At 65.2% G+C, this 20,710-nt stretch carries 15 protein-coding genes; 6 read left to right on the forward strand and 9 right to left on the reverse strand.

Annotation, left to right across the window (positions count from 1 at the left end):
* The first annotated feature begins 12 nt into the window (after positions 1 to 12).
* On the forward strand, positions 13 to 1,320 hold the full coding sequence (locus tag AC07NK_RS10960) for a cation:proton antiporter (RefSeq protein ID WP_495170625.1): 1,308 nt from the start codon (positions 13 to 15) through the stop codon (positions 1,318 to 1,320).
* 4 nt (positions 1,321 to 1,324) lie between these two features.
* On the opposite strand, the gene AC07NK_RS10965 is transcribed toward AC07NK_RS10960, so the two are convergent.
* A complete protein-coding gene (locus AC07NK_RS10965; protein WP_495170626.1) occupies positions 1,325 to 2,950 on the reverse strand; it encodes an NAD(P)/FAD-dependent oxidoreductase in 1,626 nt (541 codons plus the stop codon).
* Between the two features lie 455 nt (positions 2,951 to 3,405).
* Here AC07NK_RS10965 and AC07NK_RS10970 point away from each other — a divergent pair, with 455 nt between their 5' ends.
* The 3 genes from AC07NK_RS10970 to AC07NK_RS10980 all read left to right on the forward strand — a co-directional run bounded on the left by AC07NK_RS10970 (position 3,406) and on the right by AC07NK_RS10980 (position 6,581).
* The gene (locus AC07NK_RS10970) at positions 3,406 to 5,007 is read left to right on the forward strand and encodes an MFS transporter (protein ID WP_495170627.1); all 1,602 of its coding nucleotides are present in this window, start codon (positions 3,406 to 3,408) and stop codon (positions 5,005 to 5,007) included.
* 38 nt (positions 5,008 to 5,045) lie between these two features.
* On the forward strand, positions 5,046 to 6,080 hold the full coding sequence (gene alr, locus AC07NK_RS10975; RefSeq protein WP_495170628.1) for an alanine racemase: 1,035 nt from the start codon (positions 5,046 to 5,048) through the stop codon (positions 6,078 to 6,080).
* A 90-nt stretch (positions 6,081 to 6,170) separates the two neighbouring features.
* Positions 6,171 to 6,581, forward strand: coding sequence for a hypothetical protein (locus AC07NK_RS10980; protein WP_495170629.1), 411 nt, complete (start codon positions 6,171 to 6,173; stop codon positions 6,579 to 6,581).
* Between the two features lie 41 nt (positions 6,582 to 6,622).
* Here AC07NK_RS10980 and AC07NK_RS10985 read toward each other — a convergent pair whose 3' ends face one another.
* From AC07NK_RS10985 to AC07NK_RS11000, 4 genes are all read right to left on the reverse strand, one after another.
* Entirely contained in the window at positions 6,623 to 7,591 is a 969-nt protein-coding gene (locus tag AC07NK_RS10985; RefSeq protein WP_495170630.1) for a 2OG-Fe(II) oxygenase, read from the reverse strand.
* 83 nt (positions 7,592 to 7,674) lie between these two features.
* Entirely contained in the window at positions 7,675 to 10,890 is a 3,216-nt protein-coding gene (locus AC07NK_RS10990) for a TonB-dependent receptor domain-containing protein (RefSeq protein WP_495170631.1), read from the reverse strand.
* Between the two features lie 208 nt (positions 10,891 to 11,098).
* On the reverse strand, positions 11,099 to 12,271 hold the full coding sequence (locus AC07NK_RS10995; RefSeq protein WP_495170632.1) for an acetyl-CoA C-acetyltransferase: 1,173 nt from the start codon (positions 12,269 to 12,271) through the stop codon (positions 11,099 to 11,101).
* A 30-nt stretch (positions 12,272 to 12,301) separates the two neighbouring features.
* Positions 12,302 to 13,354 carry an alpha/beta hydrolase gene (locus AC07NK_RS11000; protein WP_495170633.1) on the reverse strand — a complete coding sequence of 351 codons (1,053 nt, stop codon included), beginning with the start codon at positions 13,352 to 13,354 and terminating at the stop codon, positions 12,302 to 12,304.
* A 23-nt stretch (positions 13,355 to 13,377) separates the two neighbouring features.
* On the opposite strand from AC07NK_RS11000, the gene phaR reads away from it, so the two are divergent.
* Both phaR and AC07NK_RS11010 read left to right on the forward strand, forming a co-directional pair.
* Positions 13,378 to 13,938, forward strand: a complete 561-nt coding sequence (gene phaR / locus AC07NK_RS11005) for a polyhydroxyalkanoate synthesis repressor PhaR (protein ID WP_495170634.1) — start codon at positions 13,378 to 13,380, stop codon at positions 13,936 to 13,938.
* Between the two features lie 38 nt (positions 13,939 to 13,976).
* Positions 13,977 to 15,272: a metal-dependent hydrolase family protein gene (locus AC07NK_RS11010; RefSeq protein WP_495170635.1), complete on the forward strand. Its 1,296-nt coding sequence runs from the start codon at positions 13,977 to 13,979 to the stop codon at positions 15,270 to 15,272.
* Positions 15,273 to 15,293: 21 nt separating this feature from the next.
* Here AC07NK_RS11010 and AC07NK_RS11015 read toward each other — a convergent pair whose 3' ends face one another.
* From AC07NK_RS11015 to AC07NK_RS11030, 4 genes are all read right to left on the reverse strand, one after another.
* Entirely contained in the window at positions 15,294 to 16,751 is a 1,458-nt protein-coding gene (locus tag AC07NK_RS11015) for a T6SS phospholipase effector Tle1-like catalytic domain-containing protein (protein WP_495170636.1), read from the reverse strand.
* Between the two features lie 61 nt (positions 16,752 to 16,812).
* A complete protein-coding gene (locus tag AC07NK_RS11020; protein WP_495170637.1) occupies positions 16,813 to 17,640 on the reverse strand; it encodes a class I SAM-dependent methyltransferase in 828 nt (275 codons plus the stop codon).
* 245 nt (positions 17,641 to 17,885) lie between these two features.
* On the reverse strand, positions 17,886 to 19,025 hold the full coding sequence (locus tag AC07NK_RS11025; RefSeq protein ID WP_495170638.1) for an aspartyl protease family protein: 1,140 nt from the start codon (positions 19,023 to 19,025) through the stop codon (positions 17,886 to 17,888).
* Positions 19,026 to 19,161: 136 nt separating this feature from the next.
* The gene (locus tag AC07NK_RS11030; RefSeq protein WP_495170639.1) at positions 19,162 to 20,703 is read right to left on the reverse strand and encodes a TadA family conjugal transfer-associated ATPase; all 1,542 of its coding nucleotides are present in this window, start codon (positions 20,701 to 20,703) and stop codon (positions 19,162 to 19,164) included.
* Between the last annotated feature and the right edge of the window lie 7 nt (positions 20,704 to 20,710).

Raw genomic sequence — 20,710 nt, forward strand, 5'->3', positions numbered from 1 at the left:
GGGAGCGGAAACATGGCGCCAGCCGAGCTAAGTATCTATTTCTTTGCGCAACTTGCGCTCATCATTGCCGCGGCGCGAATCGTCGGCTGGGCTGCGCGAAAATGGCTCGGACAGCCGCAAGTCGTCGGCGAGATGATCGCGGGCGTCATTCTCGGCCCGTCGTTGTTCGGCCTGTTCTTCCCCGAAATTCAGCAGGCGTTGTTCCCCAAGGACAGCCGCACCCTTCTCTTCGTCCTCGCCCAGTTGGGCGTCGGGCTCTACATGTTTCTGGTCGGGCTTCAGTTCCGCGGCGACGAGTTCCGCGCGAATGTGAAGAGCGCGGCGTCGGTCTCGATCGCGGGCATGGCGGCGCCATTCGGGATTGCGGTGCTGATCACGCCGCTGCTGCTGTCCAATGGCGGCCTGTTCACCGCCGGGGTCAGCCAGTTCCAGGCGACGCTGTTCATGGGCGCGGCGATCGCGATTACCGCCTTCCCGATGCTCGCGCGGATCATCCATGAGCGTGGCCTCAGCGAAACGCGGCTGGGTACGCTGTCGCTGTCGGCCGGCGCGATCGACGATGCGGCGGCGTGGACTGTGCTGGCGATCGTGCTCGCCAGCCTTGGCGCCGGGCCTCTGGTGGCGATCAAGGCGATTGTGGGCGGCGGTCTGTTCGCGCTGTTCATCCTGTTCGCCGGTCCGCGCCTGCTGGCGCCGCTGGGCCGCATCGCCGAGCGTGAGGGCAAGGTCTCGCAGTCGCTGCTGGGTATCACACTGATCCTGTTCGCCATCGCCGCGCTGGGCATGGACTGGGCGGGACTGCACGCGGTGTTCGGCGGCTTCCTGCTGGGCACGGTGATGCCGCGCGGCGTGTTCGCAACGCAGCTTCGCCGCACGCTGGAGCCGGTGACGGTGGTGATGCTGCTGCCGATCTTCTTCACCTTCTCGGGCCTCAACACCCAGATGTCGCTGCTCGCCGATCCGTCGATGTTCCTGATCGCGGGCGGGATTCTGATCGCCTCGGTCGTCGCCAAGGGCGTCGCCTGCTGGGGCGCCGCGCGGCTGACCGGGCAGGACAACCCGACTGCGATGGCGATCGGTGCGCTGATGAACGCCCGTGGGCTGATGGAGCTGATCATCATCAACATCGGTCTTCAGCGCGGGATCATCACTCCGGCCCTGTTCTCGATCCTGGTGCTGATGGCGATCGTGACGACGCTGATGGCGTCGCCGCTGTTCGAGCTGGTCTATGGCCGCAAGGCGCGTGCGGAAGGGTCGCTGGGCGAGCTGGGCGTCGATCAGGACGCCCCCGCGGCTGAGGCGAAGCCGGCCTCGACCTGATCCGCTAGCGGGTGGCGGTGATACTCGCCGCCACCGCCTCGGCGACCTTGATCCCGTCGATCGCGGCCGAGAGGATACCGCCCGCATAGCCAGCGCCTTCGCCCGCGGGGAACAGCCGCTCGACATTGAGGCTCTGAAAATCCTGGCCGCGGGTGATGCGCACGGGGGAGGAGGTGCGGGTCTCGACGCCGGTCATCACCGCGTCGGGATGGTCGTAGCGCGCGATCTGGCGGCCGAAGACCGGTAGCGCCTCACGGATCGCCTCGACCGCGAAATCGGGCAGGCAGCGCGACAGATCGGTCATCGTCACGCCGGGCTTGTAGCTCGGGACGACCTCGCCGAGTTCGGTCGAGGCGCGGGCGGCGAGGAAGTCGCCGACGCGCTGGCCGGGGGCGTGATAGTTCGCACCGCCGACTTCATAGGCCAGACGCTCCCAATGCCGCTGGAGCTCGATGCCGGCGAGCGGGCTGTCAGGATAGTCGCGCGCCGGGTCGATCCCGACGACGAGGCCTGAGTTCGCGTTGAACTCGGCGCGTGAGTATTGGCTCATGCCGTTGGTGACGACGCAGCCTTCCTCGCTGGTCGCGGCGACAACGCGGCCACCCGGACACATACAGAAGCTGTAGACGGTGCGCCCGTTCGAGGCATGGTACGCAAGGCTGTAGGCGGCGGCGCCGAGATCGGGGTGCCCGGCGCATTTGCCGTAGCGCGCCTGATCGACCCAGCTTTGCGGGTGCTCGATCCGCACGCCGATCGAGAAGGGCTTGGCCTCCAGATGCACGCCGCGGCGGTGGAGCATCTCGAAGGTCGGACGCGCGCTATGGCCGACCGCCATCACCACCTGATCGGTTTCGAGGAAGCTGCCGTCGTGGAGATGGAGGCCGCGGATGCGCTGATTACCGTCAGGCAGCCGTTCCAGCTCGAGATCGTCGACGCGCGTTTCCCAGCGATACTCGCCGCCCAGTTCCTCGATGCTCGCGCGCATCCGCTCGACCATCGTGACGAGGCGGAAGGTACCGATATGCGGATGCGCTTCCCAAAGGATGTCGTCAGGGGCGCCGGCCTTGACGAACTCCTCCAGCACCTTGCGGCCAAGGAAGCGCGGATCCTTGACCCGGCAATACAGCTTGCCGTCGGAAAAGGTGCCCGCGCCGCCTTCACCGAACTGGACGTTGCTGTCGGGATCGAGCTTTGCCTGACGCCACAGGCCCCAGGTGTCCTTGGTGCGCTGGCGGACGACCTTGCCACGATCGAGGATGATCGGTTTGAAGCCCATCTGAGCGAGGATGAGGCCCGCGAACAGCCCGCAGGGTCCCGCGCCGATCACGATCGGCCGCTTTCCCGACCAGCCTTCGGGGGCGGTGACGGGCGGGCGGTAGACCATGTCGGGGGTGGGGCGGACGTCCTTGTCCCCGGCGAACCGCTCGAGCACCTCGGCTTCGTTCCTGAGCTCGATGTCGAGCGTGTAGACGAGCAGGATCGCGGTGCGGCGGCGCGCGTCGTTGCCGCGCTTGAACAGCGTCCAAGCGAGCAGGTCGCCGGGTTCGATGCCCAGCCGCTGGCAGATCGCGGGCGCGATCGCTTCGGGTGCATGGTCGAGGGGAAGAGAGAGGCCGGAGAGACGAAGCATGTGAAGGGCATTAGGCCGGATGCGTGCGGGTTTCCAGTAAACCGCGAGATGGGTGACGCATGACAAAGCCGACGGAAAAGGCCGGTTTTTCGGGCGACGCGACCGGAACGCGACGGGTTTGCGCCTGCGACGCGACACCCAGACGACACTTACGCGACGGCAGCGCGACAGCCACGCGACACCGAAGCGACGGTTTTGAACGGGAACGCGACAGGTTGGCGACGGGAACGCGCCGGGCGCGCGCCACTTGCACGCCGGAGAAGCGCCGCGCGCGTTTGAATCCGGAAATGTCGGCCAGCGCTCCACCGCTCAGGATAGATCAGACGAAATCCAACATTGGAAGCGCGTTGCGCAAAGGCGCTCCGGCGCGCGCGATCAGCCCATGAAGGCACTGCACTTGCCGGACCGCCTCAACGCGCTAAACCCTTCCCCAAAACGGGGTTGGGGGATTCTGAATGGCGACTGTGGCGGACGATATCCGGCCGGAGCATGAGCCGAGCAAGAGCGAGATGCGGCAGGTCGTGACTGCATCGTCGCTCGGCACGGTATTCGAATGGTATGATTTCTTCATCTACGGGACGCTTGCCGCGTCCGGGGTCATCGGTCGAACCTTCTTCGCCACCGGCAATCCGGTACTCGAAACGCTCTATGCCTGGGCCGGGTTCGCGGTCGGGTTCGGCTTCCGCCCGCTGGGCGCGGTGCTGTTCGGCTATCTGGGCGACAAGCTCGGGCGCAAATACACCTTCCTCGTCACCATCACGCTGATGGGCATCGCGACCGCGGGGGTGGGGTTCGTTCCATCCTACGCCTCGATCGGGGCTGCGGCACCCGCGATCGTGATCGGGTTGCGCATCCTGCAGGGGCTGGCGCTGGGCGGCGAATATGGCGGCGCGGCGATCTACGTCTCCGAACACTCGCCCAAGGGGCGGGCCGGCTATCACACCAGCTTCATTCAGGCGAGCGTGTCGGCCGGCTTCATTCTGAGCCTTGCGGTGGTTCTGATCACGCGCTTTTCGATGACCGAGGGCGTGTGGAACGACTGGGGCTGGCGCCTGCCGTTCCTGTTCTCGATCGCGCTGCTCGCCATCTCGCTGTGGATGCGGGTCAAGCTCAGCGAAAGCCCCGTCTTCAAGGCGATGAAGGATGCGGGCGAGATCGCGCGCAACCCGCTCAAGGAGAGCTTCACCTATCCCGGCAACTGGAAGCGGCTGTTCGTCGCACTGTTCGGGATCGCTGCCGGCCTGACCGTGATCTGGTACACCGCAACCTTCTCGGTCCTCTCGTTCCTGCAGGGCACGATGCGGGTCGATACGGTGACGGCGCAACTGCTGGCGGCTGGTGGGGCCGCGGCGGGGCTGTTCTGGTTCATCCTGTTCGGCAAATTGTCCGACCGGATCGGGCGCAAGAAGCCGATCGTGATCGGCTATGGCTTCACGCTGCTGCTGCTCTTCCCGATCTTTTGGGTGATGGGGCACGCCGCGAACCCGGCGCTGTCGGAGGCGGAGCGCAACGCGCCCGTGATCGTATCAGGTCCGTCCTGCGCCTATGATCCATTCGCGGCGAAACAGGCCGATACGTGCGGCCAGTTGCTCGATTACCTGTCTAAGAAGGGCGTTCCCTACACCAAGGAGATTACGCCTTCGGCCGCGGTGTCGGTCAACGGCGTGCCGGTGATCTCCACCGACACCGCCGATATCGACACGGCACTGGCGGACGCGGGCTACAGCTTTGACCGGGTGATTCCGAGTCCGGGCAACATCGTGCTGATCCTGCTGGCCATCGTCGCGCTGGCGGCGCTTTCGGGTGCGACCTATGGCCCGGTCGCGGCGCTGCTGACCGAGCTGTTCCCGCCGCGAATTCGCTATAGTTCGATGTCGATTCCTTATCATATCGGCACCGGCTATTTCGGCGGATTCCTGCCGCTGATCAGCCAGTATATGGTGGCAAAGAGCGGCAATCCCTATTCGGGGCTATGGTATACCTGGGTCGTGGTGGCGATGGCGCTGCTGGTCACCCTGTTCTTCCTCAAGGAAAGCGACTTGCAGAAGAACGTGTAGCCGTTGCGATGGCGCGCCTGGCGGCTTAACCGGGCGGCATGATTACCGCGCCCCTCCGCCTGCGCCTTGACGGCGATGCTCTGGTTTCCAACTGGCGCATGCTCGCCGCGATGAGCGGTACCGCCGCGTGCGGGGCGGCGGTGAAGGCCAATGGCTATGGGCTGGGCGCGCGTGAGGTCGTGCGGCGGCTGGCTGACGGTGGATGCCGCGATTTCTTCGTCGCGACGTGGAACGAAGCGATCGCGCTCGCCGATCTCGGCGTATCGGTTTCGGTTTTGCACGGGCTTCGCGAAGAGGATCTGCCTGCGGCGCTGTCTGCGGCGACGCTGCGACCGGTGCTCAACACGGTGCAGCAGGTGCAACGCTGGCGCGAGGCCGGGGGCAAGGCGTGCGACGTGATGGTCGATACCGGGATGAACCGGCTGGGTATCCAGCCCGGAGAGGTGATGGCAGGACTGCTCGACGGTCTTCAGGTCGAGACGCTGATGAGCCACCTCGCCAGCGCGGACGAGGACGTGCCGCTCAATCGCTTGCAGTGCGAGCGGTTTGCGGCGCTTGCCGGCAAGTCCGGGGCGCGGCGGATGAGCCTGGCCAACTCCGCGGGCATCGCGCTGGGACGGGATTATGCGTTCGACCTCACCCGGCCGGGCATCGCGCTCTACGGCGCGGTGCCGGTGCCCGTGTTTGCGGGGCGCATCCGGCAGGTGGTGACGCCCGAGGTGCAGGTGCTGCAACGCCGGCTGGTGCCTGCGGGGCAGGGCGTGGGCTATAACATGACCTGGTCGGCCGCGGCAGATACCGAGGTGGCGATCGTCAATTTGGGCTATGCCGACGGCTATCTGCGCTGCTTCTCGGGCAAGGGGCGCGCGTGGGTCGGGGGGCAGGACGTGCCCGTGATCGGGCGGGTGTCGATGGATCTGACGGCGATCGACGTCAGCGCCGTGCCGCAGCTCGCCGAAGGAGACTGGGTCGCAATCGACTATGCGCTGCCCGCGACGGCGGCGCTGTCGGGCATGTCGCAATATGAGCTGTTGACGGGTCTTGGTGCACGGTACGATCGGATGTGGTATTGATCCCATTGGTTCAGGGTAGCGAAAGCTCAAAACGGGTAGAAAGTTAGCGCTAGCAAGTAACCTGTTACTGATATCGAATGGAGAATACCGATGCGTAAGTTGTTTGCAGCCGCTGCGCTCGCGCTGGTCGCGTTGCCCGGCGCCGCAATCGCGGACGAGCAGGTCAACGCCAAAGGCGAGGCGGCACTAGCCAAGATGCTCGAGGGCCGAGTCGCCGGAAAGCCGGTCAAATGTTTGCCCACGCACGCGATGGACAACAGCACCATCATCGACAAGACCGCGATCGTCTATCGCAGTGGATCGAAGCTGTACGTCAACCGCCCGCGTTCCGGCGCCGATCAGCTGGATGACGACGATATCCTGTTGACCAAGCTTTATGGCGCTCAGCTTTGCAACGTCGACAAGGTTGATCTGATCGACCGCAGTTCGAAGATGTGGAGTGGCTTCGTCCTGCTGGGCGATTTCGTACCCTATGAGCGGGTAAAGACCGGCTCGAAATGACCCTGCGGCCGGGTAGCCCCTCGGGTGCCCGGCCGTGAACCCTAGGACAGCGTCCAGGGGTCGACCGGCGCGGTCCGGATCCAGCGCGTTGCCAGCCACTTGACGCCCTCGATCACCGGCATTCCGGCATGTTGAGTCCGGGTGTCCGGCGTCCCGTCGGGCAGTAGCGTATCGAACATCAATGCATCGCCGCCGCGTGGGGTCACATTGAGGCTCAGCAGGGGAAAGCTGGTCTCGCCGCCCCGAAACCCGCCATTGAGATAGATGAGGACGGTGCGGATACGCTGGTTCGCCGCGCCTGCGATCGTATCGAGGTGCGGGCGATATTCCTGACCGGGTCGATAGCGCAGGAGCGTCAGAGGTTCGCCCTGGGTGACGTCGGTTCCACTCGCGGCAGCGATCCGCAGGTTGATCGCCCGGGTCACCAGGTCCTCCCGTGCGGGACCAATCGCGGCATTGTCGGACGTGCGGATCGGGTGAGGCACCCAGCGGCCGGTTGCCGGGTCAATGACGCGCGCGGGCTCGAGCAGTTCGCCGCCCACCGTCGCGATATGCGCGCATTCGTCGGCGGTCAGGAAGCCCGGCAGGTGCACCACGCGCGGATCGGCGCATAGCAAGCGGGATTCCGCGACGGTGGCGGGGCTCCCGTCGGGGGCCAGTGCCATTTCATCGAGCAGGGCCATCTGTCCGGCGGCGACATAATCGCCGGCAGCAGCCTCGGCGAGCAGGCGACGCGCCTCCGGCCAGTCGGCGGGTCCTCCGGTGCCGTTCGCGGTAAGGGCGACCTCCATCAGCGCGCCATCGACATGGCCGATCGAAACCGCCCGGCGGAGCTGTTTCCGCGCGTGCTCATGATCCTCCGGCACGAAGCGGCCGGTCAGCGACCAGACCGCCAGCTGCATGAGCGCGTCGACATTGTCGCGATCCGCTGCCGCGTTCAGCATTTCCAATGCGTGATCGGTTCGGCCTGCTTCGGCGTGGGTGAGTGCGTCGGCGATGTTGAACGTCATGCGGAGGGGATAGCTTCAATGGAGGACAAGAAAAAGGGGCCGGAGATTGCTCTCCGGCCCCAGATCGTTCGATCGCCAGGCGATCAGAACTTGGCGGTGGCGCCCACGTAGAAGAAGCGGCCACGGTTGTCGTAGATACCCGAGCCGGCGCCGACGCCGGTCAGGCCGTACGGCGGGTTCTTGTCGAAGACGTTGTTAATGCCGAAGTTCGCTTCGAACTTGTCATTGACGTCAACGGCCAGGCGCACGTCGTGATAGGCGACAACAGGGTACTGAACGATCGTCGCATAGTCCGGGTTCTGCGGCGGTTCACCGTTCACGCTGTTATAGTCTTCGTACGTGTTCAGGTACATCTTATCCATCCAGCGCATCGAATGGCCGATGGTGACCTTGCCGATCTTGACGTCGGTCGAGATGTTGAACTGATCCGAGGGATCGCCAAGTTCGCCAACAATGACGTTCTTGTAGGTCGGACGCGCCGGATCGGTGAAGTTGTCGCGCTGAATGACGTGGGTCCAGACCCCCTTCATGCTCAGCTGACCCCAGTCGAAGCGCTTGTTGTAGGCGATCTGCGTATCGATGCCACGCGCCTTGAACTTCGCGTAGTTCTGCGGAGAGTCCTGGAAGCTGCCTTCGAGGATGCGGAACTCCTGCTCGCCACGCGGGCCACCGGCCGCGCCTGCACGCTTGAACAGTGCGCAGAACTGGTTGTTGAGATCCGGCGCGTCATAGCAGGCATTCAGCGCCGACTGGATCGCCGGCGAGGTGATCACGTCATCAACGGTGATGCTGTAATAATCGACGGAGATCGAGAGGCCCGGCACGAACGACGGCTGGAACACACCACCCAGGGTAAGCGACTTCGACTTCTCAGCCTTCAGGTTGAGATTGCCGCCGCTCAGGATTTCCAGCGACGAGGTGTAGACGAAGTCGTAGCCAGCCGGACGGCCAGCGGCCGCGCAGTTGGCTGCGCGCGTCGCGGAGCCGGTGTTGATGTTACGAGCCGAGCACGGATCGGCCGGGGCCGGCGTGAAGTTCTGGCCGGGCTCGGAGTAGACATCGCCCAGATACGGCGCACGAACCGACCGTGCGTACGAAGCACGCAGCAGCAGGTCGTTGACCGGACGCCAGCTGGCCGAACCGCTATACGCGTAGACCGTTCCAGCGCCGCCCTTGTAGTCGGCGACACGACCCGATGCGTTCAGGGTCAGTTCCTTCAGCAGGAACACGTCCTTGACCAGCGGGATCGAGATTTCCGCGAACGCTTCCTTCACTTCGAAGGCAGGCGCGGTGAACGGCGGAATGGCGTTGTAGAACGCGTAGCCGGCCTGCGTCTTGTCGTCGAGATCGTAGGACAGCGTCTCACGGCGATATTCACCACCGACCGAGAAGCCGATCGGGCCGCCCGGCAGCGTGAAGAGCGAGCCGAGGTTGCCCGACACGAAGCCGCTGACGACGAACTGAGTCGCCTTGCCTTCGGCGGTGGTCGGCATGGTCAGATAGGCCTTGGCTGCCTGGCTGATGTTGCCTTCGCCGAACGGGTTGAGCGGAACGCAGGCTGCGATGTCGGCAGCGAGCTGCGCCGGATCACCGCCGCGATCCGAACCGGCATAGCGACCGTCCACCTGCGAGCGGCAGACGATCTGCCCCGCGCCGTTGGTGGTGGTGTCCATCGCCAGCAGGAAGCGCTGACGATTGATGTTGCCGGTGATGACGTTCTTTTCTTTGTGCTCGCCATAGTTGGCCGAGACTTCATAGTTGAAGTCGCTGCCAAGATCGCCGCGAACACCAAGCACGGCGCGATAGGTTTCACGCGTGATGCGCTCGTCGCGCGCGCCGAGGTCGAGATAGTTGCGGCGCAGCGAGAAGCGGTACGTACCTGCCGCCACCTGAGCGAGCGATGTCGCCTGGTTGGCGAGGCCTGCTGCCGAGGTGCCATAGGCGGTCCCGGTGTTCGGGTTGACGCCCGAGTTGATCGCCGCAGTCAGCTGCGATGCGATGGTGGCGCGGGCCGATGCCGACAGATACGGGTTGTCGAGGCGAATGGCTTCGCGATTGACCGAGCCGTTGGTCGCGCCGGTGGCCGAGCCATAGGAGCGGTCGTTGAAGCCGGCGACGCCGATGCCGTCCGACAGGGTCTGACCCTGCGAGAAGAACGGGCCGCTCTGCGAACCGAACGCTTCGGTGCGGACATACTTGGCTTCGATGAACGGCACGAAGGCCGGGCTGACTTCGAAGTGACCAAGCACGTTGACAACGTAACGCTGCACGTCGGGGGAGAGGGCAACCAGCTGGCCTTCGCGGCTGGTGGTGCCGTTGCCGCCGACGAAGTTACCGTTGGGGCCCAGGCCGACGCGAAGACCGGTCTGGTTGATCAGGCTGCCATTGGGCTGGAAAAGGTACGAGCAGGTGAAGGCCGACCCGACCGCATCCACACCGCAAGGCGCCCCTGGCGTGTTGTTGTAGCGGAAGCCGAGCTGGCCGCCGAGCGAGATGGTCGCGCTGCGGATATCCTGATAGAAGACGCGGTCCTTGACGTCGTCGAAGCTGGCCCCGGAGTCGGTGTCGACGATGACGAACGCGTCGTTCTGGCGCAGGTTCGGGCGGCCCGAAGCGTAGTAGTCGCTCTGGTGCGCATATTCGAGGTTGACCGAGATGTTACCGCGGCCTTCGGCAAAGTTCTTGCCCGCGACGAGCGAGACATACTGATTGCCGGCGTCGCCATAGTCGCTGATGCCGGTCTGGGCGTGCAGCTCGAGGCCGTCGAAATCGTCCTTGAGGATGAAGTTGACGACGCCCGCGACCGCGTCCGAACCGTAGATCGACGAGTTACCGCCGGTCACGATGTCGATACGCTCGATCAGGTCGGTCGGCAGCGTGTTGATGTCGGTCGCGTTGCCGTTGTTGATGATGTCGGCCGACACGTGCCGGCGGCCGTTGATCAGCACCAGCGTGCGCGCACGGCCGAGGCCGCGCAGATCGAGGAAGTTGACGCCGCGCGTACCGAGACCCGAGGTCGAGTTCTGCGAACCCATCGAGGTACGGAGCTGCGGCAGGTCGTTGAGGACGTCACCAACCGAGATACGGCCGGACTGGAAAATCTCTTCGCTGCTGACGGTCGTGACCGGGAGCGCCGATACGTCGTTGGGACGACGGATGCGCGAGCCGGTAACAAGGACCTCTTCGTCACCGGTTTCTGCGGTGGTGCCGGTCGAGGTGTCCTGCGCAACCGCGACATGCGGAAATGCGAAAGCGGCGCTCGCAAGCGCCGTCGCCGTCAAAAAGCGGCTGAGTTTCATGTGTGCTGCCCCTAAAATGGTTCCGGCCACACTGCCGGAATGTCTCTATTGAAACCGTCCGTTCATCCTGTGGCAAGCCAAACAGTCATGAACCTGCCACTTCGTTGTCTCTCTGTGGCAACAAAGTCACATCGGGCCACACATTGCGACACTTTTGACCATTTTAGGGGTTTGAGGCTTTGCGTTTGCTACTTCGTCCGATGTGGAGTCATCGCTCCACGCACATTGCGATGCCCATCCCGCCGCCGATGCACAGAGTCGCGAGTCCCTTTTTCGCGTCGCGGCGCTGCATCTCGTAGAGCAGGGTGGTCAGCACCCGCGCGCCGCTCGCGCCGATCGGGTGGCCGATCGCGATCGCGCCGCCGTTGACGTTGACCTTGTCCGGATCAAAGCCGAGCTCCTTGCCCACCGAAAGCGCCTGGGCGGCGAAGGCCTCGTTCGCTTCGATCAGGTCGAGATCGGCAACGGTCCAGCCGGCTTTTTCCAGTGCTTTCTTCGAAGCCGGAACCGGGCCGATGCCCATGATCGAGGGATCGACGCCTGCGGTCGCCCAGCTGCGGATCGTTGCAAGAATCGGGGTGCCGCGCTTCTCGGCTTCCTCGCGGCTCATCACCACCAGCGCTGCGGCGCCGTCGTTGAGGCCTGAGGCGTTGCCCGCGGTGACGGTGCCGTCCTTCTTGAACGCAGGACGCAGGCCGGCGATGCTGTCGAGCGTCGCGCCTGCACGGATATACTCGTCCTGATCGACCACCGTATCGCCCTTGCGGCCCTTGATCGTGACCGGAGCGATCTCGTCGCTGAAGCGGCCTGCGGTGCGTGCAGCCTCGGCGAGGTTCTGCGACCGGACGGCGAACTCGTCCTGCTCGCCGCGGGTGACCTGATATTGTTCGGCGAGATTTTCGGCGGTGATGCCCATGTGATAGCCGTTGAATACGTCGGTCAGGCCGTCCTTGATCATCGTATCGACCAGCCCGACATCGCCCATCTTGGCGCCGGCACGCAGCGACTGGGCGTGCGCGGAGAGCGACATCGATTCCTGACCGCCCGCGACGACGATGGTGGCGTCGCCGGTCTGCACCGCCTGTGCCGCGAGCGCGACCGCGCGCAGGCCCGAACCGCAGACCTGGTTGAGGCCCCATGCGGGGACTTCCTTGGGTACGCCTGCCGCCATCGATGCCTGACGCGCCGGGTTCTGGCCCTGTGCGGCGGTGAGAACCTGACCCAGGATCACTTCCGACACGTCCTCACCCTTGACCCCGGCCTGTTCGAGTGCCGCCTCGATCGCGATACGGCCCAGCTCGTGCGCGGGGGTCGTGGCGAAGGCGCCGAGGAAGCTGCCGACGGGGGTGCGCTTGGCGGCGGTGATCACGACTTCGGTCATAGGGATGCGACTCCATGATGGGTTTGGGGGCTATCTAGGGCGAGTGAGCCAGTCCGCCAATGGGCGCCACAGCGCATCCTTCGCCGAGGAGCCGACCACCATCCCGACATGGCCGAGCCGCAGCTCGCGCCGATCGGCAAAGCCTGCGGCGCTGGTGTGGGGGACGATACGATCAGTGAGCGACACGAACTCGACCGTGGGGCAAGGTAGCGCGACAGGATCGGGGATCGTGCCTGCGACCCGCCAGCGCCCGCGCCCGGGCAAATCCGCGGTGAACAGATCGTCGAAGACCTGTCGTCCCGCGGCATAGGTGAGCGGCGCGCCCGCATTTGCCCAATCCTCCATCGCTACGAAGGATTTGGCCGCCGCGCTCTGCGGATCGAGGCGGCCGAACCGTTCATACTTGGCGATCGTGCGTGCGGGATCGAGCTGCCAGAAGCCGGACTGGAGCACCTCCATCGGAACGAGGCCGAGCCGGTCGCAGGTCTCGTGCGCGCCGTCCCACAGCGATTCGATCCGGGCGATCGCCTCTGCGCCGAAGCCCGAGAAGCGCCACGGTGCCGCGATCAACGCCAGTCCGCGCACCGGTATTGCGGCGGCAGCGGCCATCGCCATCGTCCCGCCGAGGCAATAGCCGACGAGCTTTGCCGGCTCGCCGATGCTGCGGAGCAGCGGGATCAGCATGTCCTCGATATGCTGCGCCACATCCTGCGCACGGTCCTGCGGCGTCGGCGTTCCCCAATCGATCAGCAGCGGCCGCACGCCCTGTCGCGACAGCCAGCGCAGCAACGATCGACGATAGGGCATGTCGAGGATCAGGGGCGGGTTGATCAGCGAGGGGACGAACACCACCGGGGGGCCGCTTCCGCCATAGTCGCGCAGCACTGCACGCCCGGCGCGCGCGACCACCGGCATCGGCCGGCGCGGGCGGGGGCGCGTAGCCGCCTGATAGGCCGCAAGTCCCGCCATCGCCGCGGCGCGGCGTTCGGGCGATGCTGCGGTTTCGCTGCGCAGCAGTCCCAGAAAGAGAGGGAGGGGGCGTGGCCCGTGTTGCGGTGCGGCATCAAAGGGTGTTAGGACCATGTCAAACACCCGTGGGGGTCAAGATGAAGAAGACGGCGAATACCGACGGCACGGTCATCATCAAGAAGTACGCGAACCGGCGACTCTACAACACCGAAACCTCGTCCTACATCACGCTCGATCATCTCGCTGCGATGACGCGCGAGGGACGCGACTTCAAGGTCATCGACGCCAAGACCGAAGAAGATATCACCCATAACGTCCTCACCCAGATCATCATGGAAGAGGAAGCGCGGGGGCAGACGCTGCTGCCGGTGAACTTCCTGCGCCAGTTGATCGCGCTGTATGGCGATTCGATGCAGGCGGTGGTGCCGGGCTATCTCGAAGCGTCGATGGACAGCTTCCGCCGCAATCAGGCGCAGTTCAAGTCCGCGGTCGAGGGCGCGTTCGCCAATTCGCCCTTCGCCGAGATCGCCAAGCGCAACATGGCGATGTTCGAGGCTGCGGCCGATGCGTTCAAGCCGGGCGCGCCCGGTGCTGCCGGGGCCGCTGCCGCAGCGCCCGAGAAGAGCAAGGACGACGAGATTGCTGCGCTGAAGGCGCAGCTCGCTTCGCTTCAGGACAAGATCGACAAGCTCGGCTGAGGCTCATAGGCTCCCCGGAAACGAAACCGGGGAGCGTTATGAAGACTTTGGCTGGCTTGACCGCGGCGGTGCTGCTTGCGGGTGGTGCGCATGCGCAAACCGCGCAGGCGGATCGCTATATCCACGCCGGAAAGCTGATCGACCGGCCGGGGCAGGCGCCGCGCGGGGCGAGCACGATCGCGGTGAAGGGCGGCAGGATCGTCGGCGTCTATGACGGCTTCGTCACGCCGCTGGGCGAGGCGCCGGTCATCGACCTGAAGGACCGCACCGTGCTCCCCGGACTGATCGACAGCCATGTCCATCTGAGTTCCGACCGCGCCGGGCAGGAAGGGCTGCTCGCCGGCCTGACCGAGAGCAAGCAGCTCAGCGCCTATGAAACGCTGTGGAATGCGCAGAAGACGCTGCAGGCGGGCTTCACCACGGTGCGAAACCTGGGCGACGATGGTGGTACGCTGGCGCTGCGCGAGGCGATCACGCGCGGCTGGGCGAGCGGGCCGCGGATCGTCGATGCCGGGCGGTCGATCTCTACGACATCAGGGCACATGGATAACCGGCTGGGGGTGTCGGAAGACCTCCATCCCGTCATCGGCATCGAGAATCTGTGCGACGGGGTCGAGGAATGCCGCAAGGCGGTGCGCACCCAGATCGGCCGCGGCGCCGACGTCATCAAGATCGCGACGACCGGCGGGGTCAATAGCCGGATCGGGGCTGGCCTCGGCAAGCAGATGTTCGACGATGAAGCGAAGGCGATCGTCGAGACCGCGCACCTCTATGGCAAGAAGGTCGCGGTGCACGCGCATGGCGCGGACGGGATCGCGGTCGCGTTGCGCGCGGGGGCGGATTCGATCGAGCATGGCACGTTGATGGACGAGGAGAGCATTGCGCTCTTCAGGAAGACCGGCGCTTATTATGTGCCGACGCTCTCCACCGTGAACGGTTATCTTGAGCGGATCGCCAAGGATCCCAACGCCTATCCGCCCGAGGTGCGCGCCAAGATCGACTGGCGCATCGGCATCACCGGCAAGGCGCTGGAGAAGGCAGTGCCGGCGGGGGTGAAGGTCGCGTTCGGCACTGATGCCGGCGTGTCCAAGCATGGCCGCAACGCCGACGAATTCGAGCTGCTGGTCAAGCATGGTATGACGCCGATGCAGGCGATTGCGGCGGCGACGGTCAATGCCGCCGATCTGCTCGGTTTGGCCAAGGAAGTCGGCAGTATCGAACCGGGCAAGAGTGCCGACATCATTGCGGTGCGCGGCGATCCGCTGAGCGATGTGAAGCTGCTCAAATCGGTCGGCTTCGTGATGCGTGCGGGCGTGGTGCACAAGGGGCCGTAACGCCTCCTGCTCGCTGCGCCTTCAGGCCGGAGCGGGCGGCGGGGGCTCCGGAGCCGGTGTGGGCGCGGGAACCGGCACCGGAACATATTCGGGGATCTCCAGCTCACTGCCCGCGTACAGGACATCGTCTTCGAACAGCAGCCCGACATTGCGATTGTGAATGCCGAGAATTGCCGAGTTGGCGGCGGAACCCATCTGCCGCTCGGCAACCCCGGTCAGCGTGTCGCCCTTCTGGACGACATAGCGACGGACGCGCGTGGGCGCGCGCAATGCGCGGTCGTCGCCGGCGCTCTTGAGCTCGAGCTTGCGGCTTTGCAGCTTCTCGATGCGCTGCCGCCAGATCTGCTCCATCGCTTCCCAGAATGAGCGCAGTGCGGTCGGGCGGTAGAGCTGCTTTTCCGGAAGTTCCTCTGCGGTCGCATGATAGCGGCGAATCAGCGAGGAATGGATCGCGCGCTGGTCCATCTCGGGAAAGGTGCGGTCGCGCAGCCCGACACCCATGATGCGGTCCCCCAGCGACCAGCGTGTCTTGCCGGTGGCGTTGAACAACTGCGCGCGGTGATCCGGGAGCAGGCTGAAGATCGGGGACTGGTCGTCGCGGTCGAACGCCAGGCCGCTCTTGCGTGCGCCGTTGACGATCCACTCAAGCGCGGCATCCGACAGCCCCCGGACCGGGCCGCCGCCGCCCACCGCCGCATGCGTGCCGGGGAAGAAGAGCTGCTCATAGGGCTGGATGGCAGGATCGGAGGCGTTGAGGTCGTCGAGATTGGTCCACAGCGACGGCTCGAACGAGCGTCGGCGCTCGTCGGTGGAAATGGCGTGGCGTGCGCGATCGACGAAGCCCGACAGCTTGGTGTCGTGGAATTGGAACTTGCGGTTGAGGAAGCCAAGCAACCTGAGGTGCCGCGGAATGCCCAGTGCGCCGACCGTATCCCAGACCCCGAGATAGGCGATGCGCAGCTGGATCAGGTCGGGCCCGAGATGGTCGGGATAGGCCGTGCGGCGCCATTCGAGATCGCCCGGCAGGCACAGTCTGGGGCAGTGTTTCAGGCGGAAGGTCCGCGATTTCTCGGAGTTTGGCGAGGCATTCCCATCGCGGCTGATATAGAGTTCGACCGCCGCCCGGATGTGCGTGAGCGATCGCCGCGAGATGATCCCGCAGTTGCGGATCAGGCCGACAAAGGATCGGGCGGCAAAGGCGCCGCGGGAAAAGCCGAAGACGTAGATCTGGTCGCCCGGCTCGTAGTTCAGGATGAGGAAATGATAGGCCTCGATGATCTTCTCGATCAGGCCGTGGCCAAAGATGCCGCCCGTCCACTTTTCGGTCGCGGACGTGCCAACGCCTTCGTCATAGTAGATGATTTGCGGGATATCGCCATCGTACCGGCTGACCGACTGTGCCACCCGTGCGACATTGGTCGGATAGTTGCCATCGATCTTGTTCCAGGTGCCATCAAAGCAGAAGACAAGTCGCCGCATCGTCATCCCCCTCCGTTTCCTATGATATCACAGGAAACGGAGGAGGCGACTCCAGACAGTTCTATTTCGGTTTAACGAACTTCAACGTCATACGGTCACTTTCACCGATCGCTGCATATTTGGCGCGATCGACGTCCTTGAGCGCGTAGCTGGGCGGGAGCGTCCAGACACCCTTTTCCCAATCCGCCGTATCCCTGGGGTTGGCGTTGATCTGGGATTCACCGGCGAGGCGGAAGCCGGCCTCGGCAGCGAGCTTCTTGATCGTCGAGGTCTTGATATAGCCGCTGGTGCGTTCGCGCTCAGCATCGGCGCCCTCGGGGAGACGATGATCGACGACGCCGAGCGTGCCGCCGGGCTTGAGCATCGCGAAAATCTGCCTGAACGCAGCCGCCGAGTAATCCTGCTTGTCGTCGCGCTGATAGCCCATCTTCCAGTTATGGACGTTGCGGAAGGTGAGGACGACATCTGCGCTGTTGTCCGGGACCTTGACGTCGGCGGCGTCGAAGGTCGGGAAATGTGCGGTCTTGATCTTGCCATAGAGTTCGGGGTTCGCCGCCATCATCCGCCTGGTGCCGCCCGACAGCTTCTCGAGCGAGGCGGCGTAATAGGTGCCGCCGCCATTGAGGACATAGGGCGCGAGGATTTCGGTGTACCAGCCGCCGCCGGGCCACAGTTCGACCACCGTGTCGCTGGGCTTGACGCCGAAATAGGCGAGCGTCTCGGCGGGGTGGCGATGGGGGTCGCGTGCCGTATTCGCCGGGGTGCGGGTCGGTGCTGCGACCGCTGCCTTCAGTTCCTTGCTGACGCCTCCCATCTGCGGCGCGCCGATCGCGGCGGCGCTGATGAGCGCGGTGGCGGTTATGGCAGCAAAAGTCAGGGTGTTGCGCATTCTGGGCTCCTCTCCGATATGGCGCCGATTGGTGAAGCGGAGCGCGCGGCGATGCAAGGGTCGTTATTGGGGCCGTTATGGATTGCCGTAGGCGCTTTCGTCGCGGTTGCTGCGGGCAGTGGTCTTGCGGAATGGCGGCGGGTGAAGCGGCGCGACCTCGATCGTGTCGGCTGGATGCCGTGGACGCTGATTCAGGTGATGGCGGTGCTTGGCGCGGTGATCACCGCGGCGCTTGCGATCAAGGGCTAATAGAAGCGCGTGAGCGTGAGCGTGCGCTCGGCGCCGTCGCATAAACGCAGTCGAACAACCCGCCCCGGCGCGCCGGTCGACCAGCTTGCGAGCGGGCTGGTGGCATAGGCGGCGGGGATCGCGGTGCCGTCGACCGCGCAGATCTCCATCCCCGCCTGCCAGTCCATTTCCGCGGGACTGCCGCGCATGACATGGAGGACGCGCAGACGATCTCCGCGCTGGCCCAGCATCAGTCCGCTGGTCGAACGCGTCACCGGCCACTCGCTGCGCGCGGCGGGGGCGAGGACCATCCGGCCTGCACCGGGGTCGAGCAGCACGCGGTGCCGCCGCAGCAACCCGCCGCCGAGCCGCCCTGCGGCGCCCTTGCGCGCGGAGAAGCCGGTATCCGGCTCGATCCGCAACTCGATCTCGCTCGCGGGAAGTGCAGCGATGCGGAGCGCCGGGACGATCGTGACCTCGCTCTCGACCTGTCCGCCAAGGCCCCAGGCGATCGCGGTGGTGACCGCTGCGCCTGGCGGCTCGATCCCGCGCCAGGCCGAGCGGGTGAGGGTCAGCATGCTGCCGTCCCCGGTATCGACGATCATCGGACGATGGCGTCGCCCGCCAAGATCCAGTTCACTGAGATAGAGACCGGCAGGACCGGCGAGGCGCAGCGGCGCGGTGGCGCCGCGGAACGGCATTCGCCCCGACGGAAGCAGGCGGAAGCGCTGCGCGTCATAGTCGATCTCAAGCGCGTGCGCGGCGAGCAGATCGGCTCCGACGAACAGGTCGACGGGCGCCGGACCGGTGACGCGCGGATCGGCGTCGATGATCGCGATGCGGCCGCCGGTGCGGACGAGGCCGCCAACTTCGACCCGGTCAACCGCGCCCCAGCTGAGCGCAACGCTGCCGCCAATCGCATCGGCCTGTCCGGCGACCAGCGGCTTCATCCCCGCAGCACGCGCGAACCGCGCGGAGACTGCGGTGTCGCTCACGCCGGTATCGAGGATCGCATCGACCCAGCGCCCGTTGAGCAGCGTGCGGAACCGGATCTGGTTGCCGGCCGTAAGCTCAAAGGGGACCCAGCGCGCTTCGGTATCGCCGGCGAGGTGCGAGACCGGCGGTGCAGCCTGCACGTCGGACACAGGCGTGAGCATTCCGAGCAGGGCAAGGATGGAGATCATGGTCGCGCGCACATCCATTCACGGGAGGATATCCCGCAGGCGACAGCGCGCCAGCCGTTGCGGGCGTGGTTAATGTCCCGTTTGTAAACGCAAGGCCGCAAGCGGCTGATCAGAGGCACGCCTCGAGCAGCGCGTGATCGAAGCCGAACGAGCGCGCCTTTTCGAGCGTGTAAGGACGAAGGCCCATTGAGCGATACTCGCCGATGATCTTGCCGTCGGCGCTCTCGTCCAGATACTCGAACTTGAACAGCTCCTGCGTCACGATCACCGGGCCTTCCATGCCAATCACCTCGGTGATGTTGGTGACGCGGCGGCTGCCGTCGCGCAGGCGCTTCACCTGGACGATCAGGTCGACCGAATCCGCGATCTGGCGGCTGATCGCCTCCTTCGGGATCTTGATGTCGCCCATCATGACCATGTTCTCCATACGGCCGAGGCATTCGCGCGGGCTGTTGGAGTGGAGCGTACACATCGAACCGTCATGGCCGGTGTTCATCGCGGACAGCAGATCGAAACACTCCGATCCGCGAATTTCGCCGAGGATGATGCGATCCGGACGCATACGCAGCGCGTTCTTGACGAGATCGCGGATCGTGATCTCGCCCTGACCCTCAAGGTTCGGCGGGCGGGTTTCAAGCGGAAGCCAGTGTGGCTGCTGCAGGCGAAGTTCGGCCGCGTCTTCGATCGTCAGCACGCGCTCGCCCGGATCGATCATCTTCGACAGGGCGTTGAGCATCGTCGTCTTACCCGAGCCGGTGCCGCCTGAGATGACGATGTTGAAACGGCACGCGCCCGCGATCTTCAGCATTGTCGCCATCTTGGTCGACATCGAGCCGAACCCGGCCATCATGTCGAGCGTGATCGGCTTGTCCGAGAATTTACGGATCGAGATCGCGGTGCCTTTGAGGCTCAGCGGCGGCACGATCACGTTGACGCGGGAACCGTCCTTGAGGCGGGCGTCGGCGAGGGGGGTGGTCTGGTCGACGCGGCGACCGACCGAGTTACAGATGCGCTGCGCGATCTGGAACAGATGCTCTTCGTCGCGGAACTGGATATTGGCGAGTTCGAGCTTGCCCTTGCGTTCGACAAAGGTCTGCTCGGGGCCGTTGACCATGATGTCGCTGATCGCACTGTCGGATAGCAACTCTTCGAGCGGCCCGAGGCCGAGCAGCTCGTCGACCAGCACCTTTTCGAGCGCGAACTGTTCGCGACGGTTGAGCGTCAGTTTGAGCTCGGCCAGCACCTCGCCGATGATCGGGCGGAATTCCTCGGCCAGCTCATCCTTATTGAGCGTCGCCGCAGCCTCGGGATCGACACGCTCGAGCAGGCGGGGAAGCACCTGTTCCTTGATGCGGTGGATCGAGGCCTCGAAGCCCTCGACGCGCGAGTTGCCGGCTTCGCCCGACGCCGCCTGGCGATCGGCGAGGCGCTGCATCGCGTCGGTGGTGGATTGCGGGGTGGTGTCGGAAGGGTCCGAATCGCGCTGGTTTGCACCGGGGAGCGGGACGTCCTGAAGTGGGGGGAACTGGTCGCCGCCGAGTGGCTCTTGCGGGCGCGGGGCGGGGCCGCCGCCCTGCATCGGGCGCGCGACGCCGAAGGCCGGCCGGGCAGGTGTTGCCCCTGGTCCGCTGCGACGTCCGAATGCGCTCACGCTCAAA

The sequence above is a fragment of the Sphingomonas sp. GW821-FHT09B04 genome, assembly GCF_059418285.1.

What these genes read in the sequence shown, in the direction of transcription:
- phaR (WP_495170634.1), top strand. Translation starts at nt 13,378, where the DNA reads ATGAAGAAGACGGCGAATACCGACGGCACGGTCATCATCAAGAAGTAC.
- AC07NK_RS11015 (WP_495170636.1), bottom strand. Translation starts at nt 16,751, where the DNA reads ATGCGGCGACTTGTCTTCTGCTTTGATGGCACCTGGAACAAGATCGAT.
- AC07NK_RS10985 (WP_495170630.1), bottom strand. Translation starts at nt 7,591, where the DNA reads ATGACGTTCAACATCGCCGACGCACTCACCCACGCCGAAGCAGGCCGA.
- AC07NK_RS10965 (WP_495170626.1), bottom strand. Translation starts at nt 2,950, where the DNA reads ATGCTTCGTCTCTCCGGCCTCTCTCTTCCCCTCGACCATGCACCCGAA.
- AC07NK_RS10960 (WP_495170625.1), top strand. Translation starts at nt 13, where the DNA reads ATGGCGCCAGCCGAGCTAAGTATCTATTTCTTTGCGCAACTTGCGCTC.
- alr (WP_495170628.1), top strand. Translation starts at nt 5,046, where the DNA reads ATGATTACCGCGCCCCTCCGCCTGCGCCTTGACGGCGATGCTCTGGTT.
- AC07NK_RS11020 (WP_495170637.1), bottom strand. Translation starts at nt 17,640, where the DNA reads ATGCGCAACACCCTGACTTTTGCTGCCATAACCGCCACCGCGCTCATC.
- AC07NK_RS10970 (WP_495170627.1), top strand. Translation starts at nt 3,406, where the DNA reads ATGGCGACTGTGGCGGACGATATCCGGCCGGAGCATGAGCCGAGCAAG.
- AC07NK_RS10990 (WP_495170631.1), bottom strand. Translation starts at nt 10,890, where the DNA reads ATGAAACTCAGCCGCTTTTTGACGGCGACGGCGCTTGCGAGCGCCGCT.
- AC07NK_RS11010 (WP_495170635.1), top strand. Translation starts at nt 13,977, where the DNA reads ATGAAGACTTTGGCTGGCTTGACCGCGGCGGTGCTGCTTGCGGGTGGT.
- AC07NK_RS10995 (WP_495170632.1), bottom strand. Translation starts at nt 12,271, where the DNA reads ATGACCGAAGTCGTGATCACCGCCGCCAAGCGCACCCCCGTCGGCAGC.
- AC07NK_RS11000 (WP_495170633.1), bottom strand. Translation starts at nt 13,354, where the DNA reads ATGGTCCTAACACCCTTTGATGCCGCACCGCAACACGGGCCACGCCCC.
- AC07NK_RS10980 (WP_495170629.1), top strand. Translation starts at nt 6,171, where the DNA reads ATGCGTAAGTTGTTTGCAGCCGCTGCGCTCGCGCTGGTCGCGTTGCCC.
- AC07NK_RS11025 (WP_495170638.1), bottom strand. Translation starts at nt 19,025, where the DNA reads ATGCTCACGCCTGTGTCCGACGTGCAGGCTGCACCGCCGGTCTCGCAC.